The following is a 20,602-nucleotide window of genomic DNA, read 5'->3' on the forward strand; positions in this document are numbered from 1 at the left end:
CCCTGTGGGAGCGAGCCTGCTTGCGAAGACGATCTAATAGACACCCAAGATCTCAACGCTTCTCGAGCTTGTCCGGCAACGGCGCAAACAGCGCTTCAATGTCATCGTTCTGCAGTTTCCAGTCCCCGGCCTTGCGCCCATCCAGCACGCCGGCTGCCAAGTCGGACTTTTCTTTCTGCAGGTGCTGAATCTTCTCTTCCACCGTGCCCCGGGCAATCATCTTGTAGACGAACACCGGTTTCTCCTGGCCGATCCGATAAGCACGGTCGGTTGCCTGATTCTCGGTCGCCGGGTTCCACCACGGGTCGTAATGAATCACCGTATCTGCTTCGGTCAGGTTCAAGCCGACACCGCCGGCCTTCAGGCTGATGAGAAAGATCTGACGCTTGCCGCTCTGGAATTCCTTCACTGGCGTGCGTCGATCGCGGGTCTGGCCGGTCAGCAGTGCGTAGGCCACGTTGCGTTTTTTCAGTTCATCTTCGATCAGCGACAGCATCGAGGTGAACTGCGAGAACAGTAGAATCCGCCGACCTTCCTCGAACAGCTCCTCGAGCATTTCCATCAGGCTGTCGAGCTTGCCCGAGGTGCTGCCGCGAGCGGGCAGGGCGGCGTCGTTGACCAGACGCAGGTCGCAGCAGACCTGCCGCAACTTGAGCAAGGCTTCAAGAATGATGATCTGACTGCGCGCCACACCCTTACGGGTAATCTCGTCGCGGACTTTCTTGTCCATCGCCAGACGCATGGTCTCGTACACGTCGCGCTGGGCTTCGTTGAGTTCGACCCAGTGAATGATCTCGGTCTTCGGCGGCAGTTCGGTGGCCACCTGTTCCTTGGTGCGGCGCAGCAGAAACGGTTTTATCCGCCCATTGAGGTGCTGCAGTCTGACTTCGCTGGCGCGTTTTTCGATGGGCACGCGGTAGTCGGCATTGAAGCTTTTGACATCGCCGAGCCAGCCGGGCAGCAGGAAGTGGAACAGCGACCACAGCTCACCGAGGTGGTTTTCCAGCGGCGTACCGCTCAGGCACAGGCGTTGGCGCGCGTTGAGTTCGCGGGCGGCCTGCGCCGCTTTGCTGTTGGGGTTCTTGATGTACTGGGCTTCGTCCAGCACCAGTACATGCAGGGGCTGCTGTGCCAGACGTTCGACGTCCTTGGGCAGCAGCGCGTAGGTGGTCAGGATCAGGTCGAAGTCGGCAAGATGGTCGAAATGCTTTTTACGGCCAGCCCCGTACAGTGCGACCACTTTCAGTTGCGGCGTGAAGTGCGCGGCTTCGTCGAGCCAGTTCGGGATCAGGCTGGTGGGCATCACCACCATGCACGGTCGATCCAGGCGTCCGGCGTCTTTCTCACTGAGAATATGCGCCAGGGTCTGTAGGGTTTTACCCAGGCCCATGTCGTCCGCGAGAATCCCGCCGACTTCAAGCTGACGCAAGGACTGCATCCAGCTCAGCCCCTCGAGCTGATAAGGCCGCAGCGTCGCGTTCAAGCCCTTCGGTGCCTTGGCCGTGAAATCACGGATGTCGCGCAGGCGTTGGGCGAAGCTGCGGATCTGTTCGCCGCCTTCCCACAGCAGTGGAATGCCTTCCAGCGAGTTGAGCCGTGTGGCGTCGGCCTTGCTCAGGCGCAGGGTGGTTTCGCCCGGCTCCTGCAAGTAGAACTCGCCCAGCGTCGCCAGGACCGGTTTCAATCGGCCCAGAGGCAGGGCCACTTGCAGAGGTCCGTGCTCGCTGTTGCGTTGCGGGATGTTGACCAGAATCAGCTCGTCATCGCGTCGGCGCGCCAGGCGTTCCGGGTTGAGGATTTCCGTGTGCGAACGCATCAGGTTGAGCAGGATCGGCAGCAGGCTGAGGCGTTCGCCGTTGACGATGATCCCCAGTTCCAGATCGAACCAGTCGCGCTCCGGCGCCTGTTCGACGGTGGCGTACCAGTCGTCGACGGCGGTCAGATCGAAGCCGAATTCCTCGTCGATCTGCAATTCCCAGCCTTGGGTGCGCAGCTTCGGCAGTTCGTTGAGGGTGAACGTCAGCCAGGCGCTGTCGTTGACCATCTCATACAGCTCGCCGGCGCTTTCCGGCAGGGCTTTGCTCTGACGGGTGGCGATGCGGAAGCCGAGGATGCGTAACTGTTCGCGGTAGGACTGTTCCACATCGGGGTGGCGTTTTATCCGCAGGGTCTGGGTTTCCTGGCGGATCAGGATGTCGCTGTTTTTCTGCCCGCTGACGTATTCATCCAGATAGCTGAACGACAGCGCCGCCCGATGCTGGATGTAGCGCTGCATCTTGCCGTTGCGCGGTTCGAACGCACTGAACTCGACGCTCGCCAGCCACAGGCGCGGCAGCGGTTGCACGTTGTCCACCAGCACTTGCGGCGGGGCCTTGGGGCTGCGGTTCTCGAGGACGGCCTGGAGCTTTTCCAGCAGTTCGGCGTCTTTGGCGGCGGCAGGGTATTCGAGGGTTTCCTGCACTTGCAGCAGCACCGCTGCGCAGTGTTTGCAGTTGTTGCGCACCGGGCAGGTGCAAGCCGCGTCCACCAGCAGCAGGGTGCCTTTGGCTGACTCGCGCAGATGAATGGTCTGACGGTAGACGTTACCGCCAGAGCCTTCGCAACTGGCGGTGATGGTGGCGTCGCCGACCTGGGCAATGCGTACTCGATTCTCCAGGGCGTAGCGGCGGCCACGCTCCAGGCTCTGTTCCTTGAATCGGCTGACCCAGGAGGGTGCCAACGGTTTACTCAGGGGCGGGGACATAAGGACTTCGATCAGTCCGGAATCGCTTCAGGGGCTTGCCGTGGGGCGGGCGCCGTCAGGGAGGTAATCTTGATCAGCAGCGCCAGGTGGCCGTTGTCGAGATAGTTGAGTTGGCCGTTCTTGGTGTGGCTGTCCTGCTTCAGGCGCTCGCTGGCGGTGACCATGCCATTGCTGTCGATCTGATTGACCCAGAAGTCGGCGTTCACATCGGTGAAGCGTCCCAGTTTCATTTCCAGGGTGCCCTCGATCGGGAACTGGCCGAACTGTTCCTGGCCGTCGCTGACGGCGACCTTGGTCGGCGCTTCGCCGAGGGTCTGCTGCCAGGCCTTGTGCAGCAGCACGCTGTACTCGCCGCTGGTGCTGAGGTTGCTGACGACTTGACCCAGGGCCGGCGTGCGCTGGCTGGCAGCGTCGAGGCGCTGGGCACCAGCAGCCCAGTCTTCCGGCGCGGCGCGGCTGACGATCGCAGGTACGGCGTTCTGCCGCACCAGAATCATTTCGACCATGTAGGTGTCATCGGCAAACGCCATCGGTGCTACCAAGGTCAGTAGCAAAGTCAGTGAACGAAACAGGCGCATGCGGCGTCCTTCAAACAGTTTTCGGGAGGAGGCGCTCGAACAGCGCCTCTACAGTATTAAAGCGCTCTTCCGGGCGCTCCATCGGCACCTGGAACTTGAACATCGTGGCGCCTTCGAATTTGTAGCGTTTTGGCTGGGTCTGGATCAGTTTGATCAGGGTCATCGGGTCAACCGGCGTCTGCGCGGCAAACTCGATGCGGCCACCTTGCGGGCCGCCGTCGACCTTCTTGATGCCCAACTGCTCGGCCTGCAACTTGAGCGCGGTGATGCGCACCAGGTTCTTGGTCGGCTCCGGCAACAGGCCGAAACGGTCGATCATCTCCACTTGCAGATCCTTCAGGCCTTCCTCGTCGGTGGCCGACGCGATGCGCTTGTACAGGATCAGCCGCGCGTGCACATCCGGCAGGTAGTCTTCCGGAATCAGCGCCGGCACCCGCAGGTTGACTTCCGGACCACCGCCGAGCGGTTGATCGAGATTCGGCTGCTCGCCCTTGCGGATCGATTTCACCGCGCGCTCGAGCATTTCCATATACAGCGTGAAACCCACGGCCTGGATCTGACCGCTCTGACCGTCACCGAGCAGTTCGCCGGCACCACGGATTTCCAGATCGTTGGTCGCCAGGACGAAACCGGCACCGAGGTCCTGGGTGTTGGCGATCGCCTCCAGACGCTTTTCCGCATCCGAAGTGATTTGCTGGCGCGGCGGCGTCAGCAGGTAGGCGTAGGCCTGGTGGTGGCTGCGACCGACCCGCCCGCGCAATTGGTGGAGCTGCGCCAGGCCGAACTTGTCGGCGCGCTCGATGATGATGGTGTTGGCGCTCGGCACGTCGATGCCGGTCTCGATGATGGTCGAGGCGATCAGCACGTTGAAGCGCTTGTGATAAAAGTCGCTCATCACCTGTTCGAGTTCGCGTTCGCGCATCTGCCCGTGGCCGATGCCGATCCGCGCTTCCGGCACCAGTTCGGCGAGATCTGCCGCGCATTTCTCGATGGTCTTCACGTCGTTGTGCAGGTAGTAAACCTGACCACCGCGCAGCAGCTCACGCAGCAAGGCCTCTTTGACCGTGCTCTTGTTCTGCTCCATGACGAAAGTGCGCACCGACAGACGCCGCGCCGGCGGCGTGGCGATGATCGACAGGTCACGCATGCCCGACACTGCCATGTTCAGCGTGCGCGGAATCGGCGTGGCGGTCAGCGTGAGAATGTCGACTTCGCTGCGCAGGGCCTTGAGCTGTTCTTTCTGACGGACACCGAAACGGTGTTCCTCGTCGATGATCACCAGCCCGAGTTTTTTGATCTTCACATCGTCGGACAGCAGTTTGTGCGTGCCGATGACGATGTCGATCTTGCCTTCCGCCAGGTCGGCGATCGCGGCGTTGACTTCCTTGGCCGACTTGAAGCGGCTCATCACTTCCACGGTCACCGGCCAATCGGCGAAGCGGTCGCGGAAGCTGTTGTAGTGCTGCTGGGCGAGCAGGGTGGTCGGCACCAGAATCGCCACCTGACGACCACCGTGCACGGCGATGAAGGCGGCGCGCATCGCCACTTCGGTCTTGCCGAAACCCACGTCGCCGCATACCAGGCGGTCCATCGGTTTCGGTGCGAGCATGTCTTCGCGAACCGCTTCGATGGTCGATTGCTGGTCCGGGGTTTCTTCGAACGGGAAGCCGGCACTGAACGTCGCATAGTCGGCTTTCGGGTCGGCAAATGCGTAGCCTTCGCGAGCCGCGCGACGGGCATAGATGTCGAGCAGTTCGGCAGCCACGTCACGCACCTGTTCGGCGGCTTTGCGCTTGGCTTTCTGCCAGGTCTCGGAGCCGAGGCGATGCAGTGGCGCCAGTGAGTCATCGCTGCCGGTGTAACGCGCAATCAGGTGCAGGTTGGCCACCGGCACATAGAGCTTGGCGTTCTCGGCATATTCCAGGGTAAGGAATTCGGCCGCCTGATTGTCGATTTCCAGAATCGTCAGGCCCAGATAGCGTCCGACCCCGTGGTCGATGTGCACTACCGGTGCACCTTCGCGCAGCTCGGTGAGGTTCTTGATCACCGCATCGTTGTTGGCGTCGGCGCGTTTTTCCCGGCGGCGACGTTGCATGACCCGCTGACCGAACAGCGGGCTCTCGGCCACCAGCGCCAGCGCCGGGTCGTCGAGCATCAAGCCTTCGTCGAGCGGGGCAATGGTGATCGCCAGGCGATCCTTGCTGCTGACGAAGTCCGGCCAACTGTCGACGGTTTTCGGGCGCAGCTTCAGGCGTTCCAGCAGCTCCAGCAGGACTTCGCGACGGCCCGCCGATTCGGCGGTGAACAGCACGCGCCCGGGGAATTCGTCGAGGAATGCCGAAAGTGCTGCCAGCGGTTGTGTGGCCTTGGCTTCGATCGCCAGATTCGGCAGCGTCTGCGCCGGGAAGCGCTCACGGCCGGCGCCGCTTTCTACGTCCTGCTGGCTGGCGACCACGCGCGGCCAGCTCTTGAGGCGGGCAAAACAGTCTTCCACCGGCAGGAACAATTCAGCGGGCGGCAATAAAGGACGCGATGGATCGACGCGGCGTTCTTCGTAGCGATTGCGCACGTCGTTCCAGAAGTTTTCCGCCGCTTGCTCGATGCCCGGCAACGAGAACACCTGAGTGTCCTGTGGCAGGTAATCGAACAGGGTCGAGGTTTCGTCGAAGAACAGCGGCAGGTAGTACTCGATACCGGCCGGGGTAATCCCGCTGCTCAGGTCCTGGAAGATCGGGCAGCGCCGGAAGTCGACATCGAAACGTTCGCGGAAACGCGCCTTGAAGCGGGTCACCGCATCTTTCTGCAGCGGGAACTCACGGGCCGGCAGCAGCTTGACCGAATCGACCTTGTCGATGGAGCGCTGGTTTTCCGGGTCGAAGGTGCGCAGGGTTTCGATTTCGTCGTCGAACAGGTCAATCCGATACGGCAGTTTGCTGCCCATCGGGAACAGGTCGATCAGTGCACCGCGCACGGTGAACTCGCCATGCTCGTAGACCGTATCGACGTAGCGATAGCCGCTGGCCTCAAGCCGCGAGCGCATCTGCTCGACGTCGAGCTTCTGCCCGACATCCAGTACCAGACTGCTGCCGAGCAGGAATTTGGTCGGCGCCAGGCGGTGCAGGGCGGTGGTGATCGGCACCACCAGCACGCCATGCACCAGCTCGGGCAGCCTGTATAAGCTGGCGATGCGCTGGGAAATGATGTCCTGATGCGGCGAGAACAGATCGTAGGGCAGGGTTTCCCAGTCGGGAAAATGCAGAACGGGCAAATCCGGGGCGAAGAAACTCAGCTCCTGTTCCAGCCGTTCGGCACTCTGGCTGTCGGCGGTCAGTAGCAGGGTGAAGCGCTTGGCAGCGCTGGCAGCCTCGGCAATCGCGAGACTCAGGGCAGCACCGGGCAGGTTGCCCCAATGCTGTTTACCTGCCGCAGCAGGGAGAAGCGGTAGACGCAGAACGGGCACGGAAGGTTGAGCTCCAGGCTTTGCGACAAAGTCGGTAATTGTAGCGGCGTCCGGTGCCGCCTGTCAGTTGCAGACTGCGTCTATCTTCGCGGTTTGCGCGAAATGTAGTGGTAACCATAAAAACGAGCACTTTTTTTACGGTTATGTAGTGCCGAAATCGACTGGTGTTACGGAGGGTTACAGACATCGTCTAACAGTCGTCGAAAAATTGACTGCGCTGAAAGCCCCGGTTTTACTGGGCTGGCGCGAGGCGTAATTTTTTTGAACGGAATTTTGTTACCGATTGCGCGACAAGCGCGCATTGCTACAAGAGGTTCTCGGCGGCATAATGTAGCCCCTTTTTTCTGCCCCTACATGTGGAAGGTTCCCGTGACTCAGAAGCCCGACCAGTGTCTTGGTGAATGGATCGACCGTGAAGCACTCGCAGAAGCGATGATTCCGCTTATCGGTCAGCTCTACCGCAACAATAACGTGGTGAGCTCGATCTATGGCCGCAGCCTGATCAACCAGTCTGTCATCGCGATTCTCAAAGCGCACCGCTTTGCTCGCCATCGTTCCTCCGACGACAGCGAACTCTCCGTCCACGAAACATTCCCTCTGCTGAAAGCCATGAGCGAGCTCAAGCTCGGCGCGGCTTCGGTAGACCTGGGCAAGTTGGCGTTCAAATTCCGCAATGAAGGCAACGGCCGCAGCGCCGAGCAGTTCGTGCGTGAAGAAATGGCTGACGTGGTTGGCCAGCAAAACGCATCGGCCCGCAAAGGCACTGACGTTGTGCTGTACGGCTTCGGTCGTATCGGCCGTCTGCTGGCGCGCATCCTGATCGAGAAAACCGGTGGTGGCGACGGTCTGCGTCTGCGTGCCATCGTCGTGCGCAAAGGCGCCGAAAACGACCTGACTAAACGCGCCAGCCTGCTGCGTCGCGATTCGGTACACGGTTCGTTCAACGGCACCATTACCATCGACGAAGAAAACAACACCATCACCGCCAACGGTAACCTGATCCAGGTGATCTACGCGAAGAACCCGACCGAGGTGGATTACACCCAGTACGGCATCAAAGACGCGCTGCTGGTGGACAACACCGGTGTATGGCGTGACGCCGATGGCCTGGGTCAGCACCTGCAATGCCCGGGTGTCGCCCGCGTTGTTCTGACCGCGCCTGGCAAAGGCAAGCTGAAGAACATCGTTCACGGTATCAACCACAACGAAATCACCGCTGACGACAAGATCGTGTCCGCCGCTTCCTGCACCACCAACGCCATCGTGCCGGTGCTGAAGGCTGTGAATGACAAGTTCGGCATCATCAACGGTCACGTCGAAACCGTTCACTCGTACACCAACGACCAGAACCTGATCGACAACTTCCACAAGGGCGATCGCCGTGGCCGTTCGGCCGCGCTGAACATGGTCATTACCGAGACCGGTGCTGCCACCGCTGCTGCCAAGGCCCTGCCTGAGCTGGCCGGCAAGCTGACCGGTAACGCGATCCGCGTTCCGACGCCAAACGTGTCGATGGCCATTCTCAACCTGAACCTCGAGAAAGCCGCCACCCGTGAAGAGATGAACGAGTACCTGCGCTACATGGCGCTGCACTCCGATCTGCACAAGCAAATCGACTTCGTCAACTCGCAGGAAGTGGTGTCCACTGACTTCGTGGGTTCGCGTCACGCCGGTGTGGTCGACGCTGAAGCGACCATCGTTCAGGATAACCGCGTTGTTCTGTACGTCTGGTACGACAACGAGTTTGGCTACAGCTGCCAGGTTGTTCGCGTGATGGAAGACATGGCCGGTGTAAACCCGCCAGCATTCCCGCGCTAAGCACTCGCTGCAAATGAAAACGCCCCGACTTTGGTCGGGGCGTTTTTGTTTGTGTGGCTGGTCAATCTCTATTGCCTGTACCGGCCTCATCGCGAGCAGGCTCACTCCTACCGAAGGCGCGTGAACGCCACAAGTCCCCTGTAGGAGTGAGCCTGCTCGCGATGGCTATTCAGCGGGCGCCGCCAACTATCGAAGCCTGCGCAGTACGCAGCTCATGCTTGTTGCCACGGAACAGCACCAGCGTCGCAATCAACCCCAGCACCGCCGCACCGCTGAGCCAGATCCCCGGCGCAGCCTTGTTGTCCAGCACGTGGATCAGATACGTGCACGCCGCCGGCGTAAACCCACCGAAGGTCGCGGTTGCCAGGCTGTAGGCCAGCGAGAACCCGGTGGTGCGCACTTCCACCGGCATGATTTCGGTCAGGGCCACCACCATCGCCCCGTTGTACGAGCCATACAGGAACGACAGCCACAGCTCGACGATCAGCAGATGACTGAAGCTCGGATTCGCCACCAGCCACGACAGCGCCGGGTAAGCGGTGAGGATTGCCAGAATGGTCGCTGCCAGCAGTAGGGGTTTACGCCCGATCTTGTCGGATACAGCGCCCATCACCGGCAGCCAGAAGAAGTTCGACAGGCCGATGCACACGGTCACCAGCAGCGCGTCGAAATCCGACAGATGCAGTTCAGCCTTGCCGAAGGTCGGGGTGTAGGCGGTGATCAGGTAGAACGAAACCGTGGTCATCACCACCAGCGCCATGCCGGCGATGACGATGCCAAAATTCTGACCGATCGAACGGACGATTTCCCGCAGGGTAGGGCGATGCTTGCGCGCCTGGAATTCCGGGGTTTCCTCCAGCGAACGCCGAATGATGAAGATCACCGGAACGATCATGCAGCCGATCAGGAACGGCACGCGCCAGCCCCAGTCACCCATTTGCTCCGGGCTCAGCCAGTGATTGAGGCCAACGCCGAGCAGGCCGGCAAACACCACCGCCGCTTGTTGACTGGCAGACTGCCAACTGACGAAAAAGCCCTTGCGGCCCGGCGTGGCGATTTCCGCCAGATACACCGAAACCCCGCCCAGCTCGACGCCGGCCGAGAAGCCTTGGAGCAAGCGGCCGAACAGCACGATCAGCGGTGCAGCGACACCCAGCGTGGCATAGCCCGGCACACAGGCGATGAGGATCGTACCGGCCGCCATCAGCGCCAGGGTAATGATCAGACCTTTACGGCGACCATGCCGGTCAATGTAGGCGCCGAGGAAGATTGCCCCCAGCGGACGCATCAGGAAGCCGGCACCGAACGTTGCCAGGGAGAGCATCAGAGAAGCGAAGGCGCTGTCGGCCGGGAAGAAGGTTTTGGCGATGGCCGTGGCGTAGAAGCCATAGACCATAAAGTCGAACATCTCGAGAAAATTGCCGCTGACAACGCGAAAAATCGCTTTGCCTTTGCCCGTGGTGGAGGACATTGGTCGTACTCTCTGTTGGCTGTCTTATTGGAAATCCCTGATCTAGACACGTCCTCGCCGTCACGCGGCAAACTCAGGCAGTACCCGTGAACAGTTTTGTAACCATATGTGTATAAAGATCGTTAGGCAACAACTGGTTAGGGCACTGCTTAAACGATATAGCCATTACAAAGGCCAGCACGTGGCTACGAAGCGAATGAAAAACCTGAGCTGCGGCACGCTGCGAACTCTTGATCCTGATCTTGATTTAAAAGATCAGGATCAAAAGATCGCAGCCTCGTTTCGCTCGGCAGCTCCTACAGGTTCTGGCGCATAATCTTCAACTTTGTGTGGGGAGTAGGTGATTTGTCTGAAAGGAGGCTGATTGGCCTTTTGATGCTGATGGGTGTCTTGTTCGGCTGCGGCAACGGCGACGCCATGGAAAGCTTCGGCGGCCCGACCATGGGCAGCACCTATTCGATCAAGTACGTGCGCCACGCCGGTCTTCCCGAGGCTGCGCAGGTCCAGCTGGAAGTGGAAAAAATCCTCACCGATGTCGACCGCCAGCTGTCGACCTATCGCAGTGATTCCGACATCGAACGCTTCAATGCCTTGCCGGCGAACAGCTGTCAGACGATGCCTGCTGCCGTGCTCGAACTGGTTCGGGTTGGCGAACAACTGTCAGAGCAAAGCTCAGGCTCCTACGACCTGACCGTCGAACCACTGATGAACCTGTGGGGCTTCGGCCCGCAAGGCCGCGAAGAAAAAGTCCCCAGCCCCGCGGCACTGGCTGAAACCCTGCAACGGGTTGGCTACCGCCATTTGCATGTCGACGGTGATCGCTTGTGCAAGGACGCCGCTGTCGAAGTCGACTTCAACAGCATCGCCGCCGGTTACGCCGTCGACACCATTGCCGTCCGACTCGAAGCCATGGGCATCCACGATTACCTCGCCGAAGCCACGGGCGAGCTCAAGGCCAAGGGCAAAAAACTCGACGGCTCGGCATGGCGCATTGCGCTGGAGGAGCCACGTGAAGATCAGCAGGTGGCCGAGCGTGTCATCAGTGTCGACGGCTACGGTGTTTCCACCTCCGGTGATTACCGTAACTATTTCCTGCAGGACGGTCGGCGCTATTCCCACACCTTCGATGCACACAGCGGGGCGCCGGTCCTACACAACCTGGCGTCGGTCACGGTGATTCATCCTTCAGCGTTGATGGCCGATGGACTATCGACGCTGTTGCTGATTCTCGGGCCTGAAAGGGCCTGGGACTATGCGGAAAAACATGAGATTGGTGCATTCTTTGTGATTCGTGCCGATACAGGTTTCGTTGTCCGCACCAGTGCGGCTTTCGAGCGCCTCAGTGGCGCAAAAGTTGACTGAGAACAGTACGAAAGCTGGCGTTGTAGTGCAGGCAAAAGTAGCCTACGACGCGACCAAGGGTTAATGTGCGCGGCGTTGACGCTTCTATAGACTGTGTCCGGGTTCTTTACTGGCCCCCAATTGTTCCTTCGCGCCGCGATTCGGCGTGATTTAGCCGCCGGTGCTGCTGGCACCGCGGCCTGTTCTGAGGAGTACGCATGGCTGTCTACAACTACGACGTGGTGGTGTTGGGTTCCGGCCCGGCGGGAGAAGGCGCGGCAATGAACGCCGCCAAAGCAGGGCGCAAGGTCGCCATGGTCGACAGCCGTCGTCAGGTCGGCGGTAACTGCACCCACCTGGGAACCATCCCGTCCAAGGCCCTGCGTCACTCGGTCCGGCAGATCATGCAGTTCAACACCAACCCGATGTTCCGGGCGATCGGCGAGCCGCGCTGGTTCTCCTTCCCGGACGTGTTGAAAAGCGCCGAGAAAGTCATTTCCAAACAAGTCGCTTCGCGTACCGGCTACTACGCCCGTAACCGCGTCGACGTGTTCTTCGGCACGGGCAGCTTCGCTGACGAGCAAACCATCGAAGTGGTCTGCGCCAACGGTGTGGTCGAGAAGCTGGTGGCCAAGCACATCATCATCGCCACCGGTTCGCGCCCGTATCGCCCGGCGGACATCGATTTCCACCACCCGCGTATCTACGATAGCGACACCATCCTCAGCCTCGGCCACACCCCACGCAAACTGATCGTCTACGGCGCTGGCGTGATCGGCTGCGAATACGCCTCGATCTTCAGCGGTCTGGGTGTACTGGTCGAGCTGGTGGACAACCGCGGTCAGTTGCTGAGCTTCCTCGACTCGGAAATCTCCCAGGCGTTGAGCTACCACTTCAGCAACAACAACATCACCGTGCGCCACAACGAAGATTACGATCGTGTCGAAGGCGTGGACAACGGCGTGATCCTGCACCTCAAATCCGGCAAGAAGATCAAGGCCGACGCCTTGCTCTGGTGCAACGGCCGTACCGGCAACACCGACCAGCTCGGTCTGGAAAACATCGGGGTCAAGGTCAACAGCCGTGGTCAGATTGAAGTCGACGAGGCTTACCGTACCTGCGTGCCGAACATCTACGGTGCCGGCGACGTGATCGGCTGGCCGAGCCTGGCCAGTGCCGCCCACGACCAGGGTCGTTCGGCCGCCGGCAGCATTGTCGATAACGGTAGCTGGCGCTTTGTGAATGACGTGCCGACCGGCATCTACACCATTCCGGAGATCAGCTCGATCGGCAAGAACGAGCAGGAACTGACCCAGGCCAAAGTGCCGTACGAAGTGGGCAAGGCGTTCTTCAAGAGTATGGCGCGTGCACAGATCGCCGGTGAGCCCCAAGGCATGCTGAAGATCCTGTTCCACCGTGAAACCCTGGAAGTGTTGGGCGTTCACTGCTTCGGTTATCAGGCGTCGGAGATCGTGCACATCGGTCAGGCGATCATGAGCCAGCCGGGTGAGCTGAACACCCTGAAGTATTTCGTCAACACCACGTTCAACTACCCGACCATGGCCGAAGCCTATCGGGTAGCGGCGTACGACGGCCTCAACCGGCTTTTTTGACGGGCTCCGGCCGGTGGCCTGAGCCGGCCGGGGAGACCGATTTCAGCAATTCTCGAGCGTGGCAGTGGCCAAACCGGGAAAGTCTGTAATCAGGCTGTCAACGCCGAAGTCGGCGAGTCTGCGCATCAGCGCAGGCTCGTTGACGGTCCACACCGACACATGCAGCCCCTGACGCTGCGCCTTCTGCAGGCGTTCCGGCGTACACAGCGTCCAGTTCAACGCCAGAATCTCACAGCCATAGCTGGCCGCGACCTTCAACGGGTCGAGCCAGGCGTATTCGGCCACCAGTCCCCGCGACACGTCCGGCACCAGGTCCAGCGCCGCTTTCAGCACTTCCCGTGAACTCGAGGTGATGGTGATCTTGTCCAGCAGGCCATGACGCTGGGCCATTTCGCGAATTGCCAGCACGGTGGTTGCCGCGCGGGTGCGCGAGGCACTTTTGACTTCCAGCTGCCAGTGCTCGAAATCACACTTCTCGAACAGTTCTTCCAGCGTTGGAATCGGGCACGGCTTGATCCAGCCCGGGCCGCCCTTGCGCGCGTCGTAGGTCACCAGTTCGGCGGCGGTGTGCTCGACTACCTTGCCACGCCGGTCGGTGGTGCGCTTGAGGGTCGGGTCGTGGATCACCATCAGCTCGCCGTCCTTGGACAGGTGCAGATCCAGTTCACAACGGCGTACGCCGTGTTTGAGACATTCCTGAAAGCTGGTCAGGGTGTTTTCCGGTGCTTCGCCCTTGGCGCCGCGGTGGCCGTAGATGAGGGTCACGGTGCTTCCTTAATTTAAATGCCGGATTCGTTCTGTTCGCGGGCCAGGCGTCGTTCCTGGGCCTGCTTTTGCAAGATATAACGGGCGAGCAACTGGCGCTGGGCGTCGGTCAAGTGTTCGAACTCGGTGCCGACGTCGTAGCCGTCGCCCTTGCGGTCGCAATGGGTCACGCGGGCGCGCAGCAGCAGGCCCAGTGCCTGAGGCATCAGCACCAGTTTGACCGACAGGTGCGCGCCGGGGGCGAGCGCGGTCGGGTGCTGAAAATCGATCCCGCCTTCGGAGATGATCACCGGTTGCGGCTCGCCGATGTGGCCGAGCACGGTCAGGGCGACCACTTGGCTGAGCAGATCGATGCGCTTGTTCTGGGATTTGAGGAACGCGGCGATGGCCCGGTCGCGCTCACTGATCTGGCGCAGCAGGTGCTGCGATTCGAATTCGCTCAGGTGCAGTTCGCTGAGCAGGTTGAACAGCGGGGAAGCATCCTGCAACACTTCCTGGCCTGCGGCTTCGGGAGCGGACAGGGGCCGAATTTCCAGTGCGATCGTGTCCTCGATACGGTAGTATTCGCGGCGATCTTCTTCATCTAATGTCGACATGGCGAACCCATGGTAGCGGCGGTGGTCTGAGTGTAAAGCTGGTTATCGACCCCCGCCACAAGGACGTTCCTTTTCCCTCCGAACAAGCCCCGACATGTTCAGACCTCTCTTCGTATTTATCGGCACGCGTTATACCCGTGCAAAACGTCGCAATCATTTTGTGTCATTCATTTCCCTGACTTCGATGATCGGGCTCGCCCTCGGCGTGATCGTGATGATCGTGGTGCTATCGGTGATGAACGGCTTCGATCATGAGATGCGCACCCGCGTGCTGGGCATGGTGCCCCACGCGACCCTTGAGTCCGGCGAACCGATCAACGATTGGCAAAGCCTGGCCGCCAAGGTCAAACGCAACCCGGAGGTGACGGCCGTTGCGCCGTTCACCCAGATGCAGGGTTTGCTGACCAATAATGGCCAGGTGTCCAAGGTGTTGCTCAACGCCATCAACCCTGCGCTCGAACGCAATGTGTCGATCATCGACAACTTCATGAAGCAGGGCAAACTCGACGACCTGACGCCGGGCAGTTTTGGCATCGTCATCGGCGACAAGGCCGCGACCAAGCTTGGCGTCGGCCTCGGTGACAAGGTCACCTTCGTCGCGCCGGAAGTCAGCGTGACCCCGGCCGGGATGTTCCCGCGCATGAAACGCTTTACCGTGGTCGGAATCTTCCATGTCGGCGCCGGTGAGCTGGACGGCTATCTGGGCGTCACCAACCTGCAGGATCTGGCGAAGATGCACCGCTGGAAGCCTGATCAGGTGCAGGGCATCCGGTTGAAGTTCGATGATCTGTTCCAGGCGCCGCGCGTGGCCTGGACCATCGCCCAGCAGCTTGGCGAAGACCATTACTACGCCCGCGACTGGACACGCACCCACGGCAACCTGTATCAGGCGATCCGTATGGAAAAAGCCATGATCGGTCTGCTGTTGCTGCTGATCGTCGCGGTGGCTGCGTTCAACATCATTTCCACGCTGGTGATGGTGGTGAACGACAAGAAGAGCGACATCGCCATTCTGCGCACCCTCGGCGCTACGCCGGGAACGATCATGCGCACGTTCATGGTCCAGGGCACGGTGATCGGCGTGGTCGGCACGGCGATTGGTGCCGTGGTGGGGATATTCGCTGCGCTTAACGTCAGCGCCGCGATTTCGGCACTGGAAGGCCTGATCGGCCACAAATTCCTTAATGCTGACGTGTATTTCATTGATTATCTTCCGTCGCAGGTGCAGAGCCAGGATGTGATCATGGTCTGCGCCGCTGCGTTGGTCCTGAGTTTTCTCGCCACCCTGTATCCCGCCTGGCGTGCCGCGCGCACCCAGCCGGCGGAGGCGCTACGTTATGAGTGAGTCGGGCATGAGTGAAAAAGCAATCTTGAGCTGCCGCAACCTGGGCAAATCCTACGAGGAAGGCCCGGAATCGGTAGAAGTACTGGCCGGCCTGCAGCTGGAACTGCATCCAGGCGAGCGTGTGGCGATTGTCGGCACCTCGGGTTCGGGCAAAAGTACTTTGCTCAACCTGTTGGGCGGCCTTGATACGCCGACCAAGGGCAGCGTCTGGCTCGACGGCGAAGAACTCTCCGCCCTCAGCGAGAAGAAGCGCGGCCTGCTGCGTAACCGCTCACTGGGCTTCGTTTACCAGTTCCACCACTTGCTGCCGGAATTCACTGCGCTGGAGAACGTCTGCATGCCGCTGTTGATCGGCAAGACGCCGATCCCGGAAGCGCGTCAGCGCGCCACCGCGTTGCTGGAGCGAGTCGGCCTGGGCCATCGTCTGGAACACAAACCGGCCGAACTGTCCGGTGGTGAGCGTCAGCGTGTGGCCATCGCCCGTGCACTGGTCAACAAGCCTGGCCTGGTGATGCTCGACGAGCCGACCGGCAACCTCGACTCCCACACCGCCCAAGGCATTCAGGACTTGATGCTGGAACTCAGCACTTCGATGCGCACGGCGTTCCTGGTGGTGACTCACGACATGAACCTGGCTCGCCAGATGGACCGCGTTCTGCACCTGCAGGAAGGTTGCCTGACGCCTATCTGACGGCTTGAAACCCGATGCCTGAAAAAGCATCGGGTCTTTTATTTTTATACGGTGCCCCAGCGAATGTTCAGACCGTTATCGATCTTTATCGGCACGCGCTATACCCGCGCCAAGCGCCGCAATCGCTTTGTTTCGTTCATCTCGATGACCTCGATGATCGGGCTCGCCCTCGGCGTGCTGGCGATGATCGTGGTGCTGTCGGTGATGAACGGCTTCCAGCGCGAGATGAGCTCGCGCATCCTCGGCATGGTGCCGCACGCGACCATCGTTGGCGTAAAGCCGATTGATGACTGGCAGCCAGTGGCCGCCGCCGCGCTGAAAAATCCTGAAGTGACCGCCGCCGTGCCGTTCACCGAGATGGAAGGCATGCTCTCCTACAAGGGCTTGATGCAGCCGATCCAGATCAGTGGGGTCGACCCGGCCCAGGAAGGCAAGGCGTCGATCGTCGCCCAGCACATCGTGCAGGGCCGTCTCGATGACCTGAAACCGGGAGAGTTCGGCGTGGTGATCGGTGAAATCACCGCGCGCCGCTTCCGCCTCAACGTCGGCGACAAGATCACCCTGATCGTGCCGGAAGTCAGCACCGCACCGGGCGGCATCACTCCGCGCATGCAGCGTCTGAACGTGGTCGGTGTGTTCAAGGTCGGTGCCGAACTGGACGGTTCCATGGGCCTGATCCACGTGGCTGACGCGGCAACCATGCAGCACTGGCAGCCGAATCAGGTGCAGAGCGTGCGCCTGGCGGTCAAGGACCTGTACGCCGCACCGAAAGTCTCCTCGGACATCGCCGCAGGCCTGGGCGCCGAGTTCAAGGCTGACGACTGGACCCACACCCAGGGCAGCCTGTTCAGCGCGATGAAAATGGAAAAAACCATGATCGGCCTGCTGTTGCTGATGATCGTCGCGGTGGCGGCGTTCAACATCATCGCCACGTTGATCATGGTGGTGAACGACAAGGGCGCGGACATCGCGATCCTGCGCACCATCGGCGCGACGCCACGGCAGATCATGGCGATCTTCATGGTGCAGGGCACGGTGATCGGGATTGTCGGCACCGTTATCGGCGGCGTGCTCGGCGTGATCGCCGCGCTGAACGTCAGTGAAATGGTCGGCTGGGTCGAGCGCGTTACCGGGCAGCACATCTTCAGTTCCGACGTGTATTTCGTCAGCAACCTGCCCTCGGAGTTGCAGGGCGGGGACGTGCTGTTGATCTGCTCGGCGGGCTTTATCCTGAGCTTCCTGGCGACGGTGTACCCGGCGTTGCGGGCGGCGAAGATCGAGCCGGCTCACGCCTTGAGATATTCGTAAGCTCCATTACCGCCATCGCGAGCAGGCTCACTCCTACAGTTGGAATGCATTTCCCTGTAGGAGTGAGCCTGCTCGCGATGGGCCCGCAACGAACGGTCTCATTCCCCCTTGGGCAACTCAATCACAAACCGCGTCCATCCGGCCTTTGATTCGCAACGAATCTCCCCACCATGGGCCCGGACGATCGACTGAGTAATCGCCAACCCCAGCCCCGCATGCTCACTGCTGCCTTCCTGGCGCGCCGGATCGGCCCGATAAAACCGGTCGAACAACCTCGGCAACAGCTCCGCTGAAATCCCATCCCCAGTGTTTTCGATCGACACCTGCACAGCCTGCGGTTGATCGACGATGGACAGCCGCACGCTGCCCGCCGCCGGGGTAAAGCGCAGCGCGTTATCCAGAAGATTCGACAAGGCCCGACGCAACATGCTGCGGTCGCCCTCAATGCGCGAATGGCCTTCGCGACTCAGCGTCACCCCGGCGTCCTCGGCCAGCGGTGCGAAAAACTCCAGCAGCACATCGCTTTCATCCGCCAGTTCCAGCGCTTCACGCCTGGGCATCAGCAAACCATGGTCCGCCTTGGCCAGGTACAGCATGTCGTTGACCAGTTGCGCCATCCATTGCAGCTCTTCGAGGTTGCTGTGCAGGGCCTCGCGATAGTCCTCGATCGGGCGCGGGCGGGTGAGGGTGACCTGGGTGTGGGTCAGCAGGTTCGACAGCGGCGTGCGCAGTTCATGGGCAATGTCGGCGGAGAACGCGGATAGCCGCTGAAACGAGTCGTCGAGGCGTCCGAGCATGGCGTTGAAGCTGTGGGCCATTTCCGCAAGCTCTGGCGGCATTTGCGCTTCCGGCAGTCGGGCATTCAGCGAATGCGCAGAAATCCCACGGGCGACCGCACTCATGCGTCGCAACGGACGCAAACCGCTGCGCGCGGCCCAGGCACCGAGCAGCGCAGTGGCCAGCGCCGACAGCCCTACAGTCAGCCAGATCAGATGCTGCATACGCTGCAGGAAGTGCTGGTGGTGAGTGATGTCCAGCAACAGCGTCAGTTGCGGCGAATCGGGTTTGTCCGGGTAGAGCGGGGCGTTGAGCACGCGATATTCAATGCCTTCGTGGCTCACGGTCGTCAGGCCGGATTGGGTCGGCAAAACCTCGGGGATCTGCGTCGAACTGTCGTACTCGCGTTGGCCGTCACTGCCCGTGATGCGCAGTGCCAGATCGGCCTGGCGGCTCAGTTCATCGGCCAGCCGCGCCTCACGTTGACCGGGTTGAACATCCTGCAGGGCGCGACGCAGGCCGATCAGTTGGCCGTCCAGTTGTTGCTGGTCGAGTTCGATGAAGTGCGCCTCGCTGGCGCGATTGAACAACACCCCGGCAAACAGCGAGACCACGGCGGTGCAAGCGGCAAACAGCAAGGCCAGACGAGAACTCAGGGACAGACGACGCATCAGGCCGGACGCTCTTCAAGCACGTAACCCATGCCGCGCACGGTGTGGATCAGTTTGTTGGGGAAGTCATCGTCGATCTTCAGGCGCAAACGGCGGATCGCCACTTCGATCACGTTGGTGTCGCTGTCGAAGTTCATGTCCCAGACCTGCGAGGCAATCAGCGATTTCGGCAACACTTCACCCTGACGGCGCAGAAGCATCTCCAGCAGGGCGAATTCCTTGGCGGTCAGGTCGATGCGCTGGCCGCTGCGTTCGACCCGGCGGCGAATCAGGTCCAGGCGCAGGTCGGCCAGTTGCAGGCTGGTTTCCTGTGGCATCGCGCTGCCCCGGCGCAGCAGGCTGCGCACCCGGGCCAGCAGTTCGGAGAAGGCGAACGGTTTGACCAGATAGTCGTCGGCGCCGAGTTCGAGGCCGTGCACCCGGTCTTCCACGGCATCCTTGGCGGTCAGAAACAGCACGGGCGTGTCGAGGCCGGCGCTGCGCACCGCGTGCAGGATCTGCCAGCCACTGCGCCCTGGCAACATCACATCGAGGATCAGCAGCGCATAATCACCGCTCAGGGCCAGTTGCTGACCGCTGTTACCGTCGGCCACCAGCTCGGTGTTGAAACCGGCCTCGGTCAGGCCCTGGCGCAGGTAGTGGCCGGTTTTCGGTTGGTCTTCGACGATCAGCAGTTTCATGGGCGGCTCGGGTTGATCCAGGTTGGGGAAACGAAAGCGTTATACCGTGAGCGCTGGCGACAGGCGCCAACCTGACAAAGTTGTAATCTGTCTGTCAGGTCGCTGCCAGCGCGGGCGGGCTAGAGTTTCCCACAGGCTGAACCCTGTCTTGTTGGAGTATGACTATGTTTTTGCGCAACCCTCTGGCCGTCGCCGCCTGTTTGCTGGCACTGAGTTCACCTGCCTGGGCCGCGCCCGCGCACACGTATGATTTCGGCCAGCCGGCGCCGGCGGCCAAGGCCACCCGCAGCATCGAGGTGGTGCTGAACGACATGTCGTTCGACCCTAAGGCGATTCAGGTCAAGGCCGGTGAGACCGTGCGCTTTGTATTGGTGAATAAAGGTCAGTTGCTGCACGAATTCAACCTCGGTGACGCGGCGATGCATGCCAGACACCAGCAGGAAATGTTGCAGATGCAGCAAAGCGGCATGCTCACGCCTACCGGCATGAAAGAAATGTCCCACGACATGGCGGGTATGGATCACACGGCCATGGGCCACGGCATGAAGCACGACGATCCGAACAGCGTGCTGGTCGAGCCGGGCAAAACCGCCGAGCTGACCTGGACCTTCAGCAAGGCCACCAGCCTCGAATTTGCCTGCAATATTCCCGGGCATTACCAGGCGGGCATGGTCGGCAAATTGACTGTCAGTCAGTAAGCACTCAAAGGCGCGAGCAAAGGCTGATAGAATCCGCTGATTCTTCA

Annotated in this window: 15 protein-coding genes; 7 read left to right on the forward strand and 8 right to left on the reverse strand. The window is 60.9% G+C overall.

Features of this window, described 5'->3' with window-relative positions; translation table 11 throughout:
- Positions 1–52 precede the first annotated feature (52 nt).
- The 3 genes from HBN98_RS23415 to mfd are packed head-to-tail and all read right to left on the reverse strand — an operon-like array spanning position 53 to position 6,781.
- Positions 53–2,743, reverse strand: a complete 2,691-nt coding sequence (locus HBN98_RS23415) for a DEAD/DEAH box helicase (RefSeq protein WP_083368382.1) — start codon at positions 2,741–2,743, stop codon at positions 53–55.
- 11 nt (positions 2,744–2,754) lie between these two features.
- Complete coding sequence (locus HBN98_RS23420; RefSeq protein WP_083368383.1) at positions 2,755–3,321, reverse strand: CsiV family protein; 567 nt, start codon at positions 3,319–3,321, stop codon at positions 2,755–2,757.
- Between the two features lie 10 nt (positions 3,322–3,331).
- Positions 3,332–6,781, reverse strand: coding sequence for a transcription-repair coupling factor (gene mfd, locus HBN98_RS23425; RefSeq protein ID WP_083368384.1), 3,450 nt, complete (start codon positions 6,779–6,781; stop codon positions 3,332–3,334).
- Positions 6,782–7,135: 354 nt separating this feature from the next.
- Between mfd and HBN98_RS23430 the strand changes: the two genes are divergently transcribed.
- The gene (locus tag HBN98_RS23430; protein WP_064588427.1) at positions 7,136–8,599 is read left to right on the forward strand and encodes a glyceraldehyde-3-phosphate dehydrogenase; all 1,464 of its coding nucleotides are present in this window, start codon (positions 7,136–7,138) and stop codon (positions 8,597–8,599) included.
- A 169-nt stretch (positions 8,600–8,768) separates the two neighbouring features.
- Here the strand turns inward: HBN98_RS23430 and tcuC are convergent, their stop codons facing one another.
- Positions 8,769–10,070, reverse strand: coding sequence for an MFS transporter (tcuC, locus tag HBN98_RS23435; RefSeq protein WP_064588426.1), 1,302 nt, complete (start codon positions 10,068–10,070; stop codon positions 8,769–8,771).
- 375 nt (positions 10,071–10,445) lie between these two features.
- Between tcuC and HBN98_RS23440 the strand changes: the two genes are divergently transcribed.
- Entirely contained in the window at positions 10,446–11,432 is a 987-nt protein-coding gene (locus HBN98_RS23440) for an FAD:protein FMN transferase (protein WP_083368385.1), read from the forward strand.
- Between the two features lie 197 nt (positions 11,433–11,629).
- The gene (gene sthA / locus HBN98_RS23445) at positions 11,630–13,024 is read left to right on the forward strand and encodes a Si-specific NAD(P)(+) transhydrogenase (RefSeq protein WP_064117858.1); all 1,395 of its coding nucleotides are present in this window, start codon (positions 11,630–11,632) and stop codon (positions 13,022–13,024) included.
- A gap of 42 nt (positions 13,025–13,066) precedes the next feature.
- On the opposite strand, the gene HBN98_RS23450 is transcribed toward sthA, so the two are convergent.
- Together HBN98_RS23450 and HBN98_RS23455 are read right to left on the reverse strand one after the other, a co-directional pair.
- Complete coding sequence (locus HBN98_RS23450) at positions 13,067–13,789, reverse strand: glycerophosphodiester phosphodiesterase (RefSeq protein WP_064588424.1); 723 nt, start codon at positions 13,787–13,789, stop codon at positions 13,067–13,069.
- Between the two features lie 14 nt (positions 13,790–13,803).
- Positions 13,804–14,385, reverse strand: coding sequence for a PilZ domain-containing protein (locus tag HBN98_RS23455; protein WP_064588423.1), 582 nt, complete (start codon positions 14,383–14,385; stop codon positions 13,804–13,806).
- A 94-nt stretch (positions 14,386–14,479) separates the two neighbouring features.
- Between HBN98_RS23455 and HBN98_RS23460 the strand changes: the two genes are divergently transcribed.
- From HBN98_RS23460 to HBN98_RS23470, 3 genes are all read left to right on the forward strand, one after another.
- The gene (locus HBN98_RS23460) at positions 14,480–15,730 is read left to right on the forward strand and encodes a lipoprotein-releasing ABC transporter permease subunit (RefSeq protein ID WP_083368386.1); all 1,251 of its coding nucleotides are present in this window, start codon (positions 14,480–14,482) and stop codon (positions 15,728–15,730) included.
- 7 nt (positions 15,731–15,737) lie between these two features.
- Positions 15,738–16,421: a lipoprotein-releasing ABC transporter ATP-binding protein LolD gene (lolD, locus tag HBN98_RS23465; protein WP_169844077.1), complete on the forward strand. Its 684-nt coding sequence runs from the start codon at positions 15,738–15,740 to the stop codon at positions 16,419–16,421.
- Positions 16,422–16,484: 63 nt separating this feature from the next.
- Positions 16,485–17,729 carry a lipoprotein-releasing ABC transporter permease subunit gene (locus HBN98_RS23470; protein WP_083368387.1) on the forward strand — a complete coding sequence of 415 codons (1,245 nt, stop codon included), beginning with the start codon at positions 16,485–16,487 and terminating at the stop codon, positions 17,727–17,729.
- 98 nt (positions 17,730–17,827) lie between these two features.
- Here the strand turns inward: HBN98_RS23470 and HBN98_RS23475 are convergent, their stop codons facing one another.
- Complete coding sequence (locus HBN98_RS23475; RefSeq protein ID WP_083368388.1) at positions 17,828–19,177, reverse strand: heavy metal sensor histidine kinase; 1,350 nt, start codon at positions 19,175–19,177, stop codon at positions 17,828–17,830.
- Positions 19,177–19,857, reverse strand: coding sequence for a heavy metal response regulator transcription factor (locus tag HBN98_RS23480; RefSeq protein WP_064588418.1), 681 nt, complete (start codon positions 19,855–19,857; stop codon positions 19,177–19,179). Before HBN98_RS23480 ends, HBN98_RS23475 begins: the two co-directional genes overlap by 1 nt.
- 164 nt (positions 19,858–20,021) lie before the next feature.
- Between HBN98_RS23480 and copI the strand changes: the two genes are divergently transcribed.
- Entirely contained in the window at positions 20,022–20,555 is a 534-nt protein-coding gene (copI, locus tag HBN98_RS23485) for a copper-resistant cuproprotein CopI (protein WP_083368389.1), read from the forward strand.
- The last annotated feature ends 47 nt before the right edge of the window (positions 20,556–20,602 follow it).

This window comes from Pseudomonas koreensis, from assembly GCF_012986595.1.
In the GTDB taxonomy this organism is placed as follows: domain Bacteria; phylum Pseudomonadota; class Gammaproteobacteria; order Pseudomonadales; family Pseudomonadaceae; genus Aquipseudomonas; species Aquipseudomonas koreensis.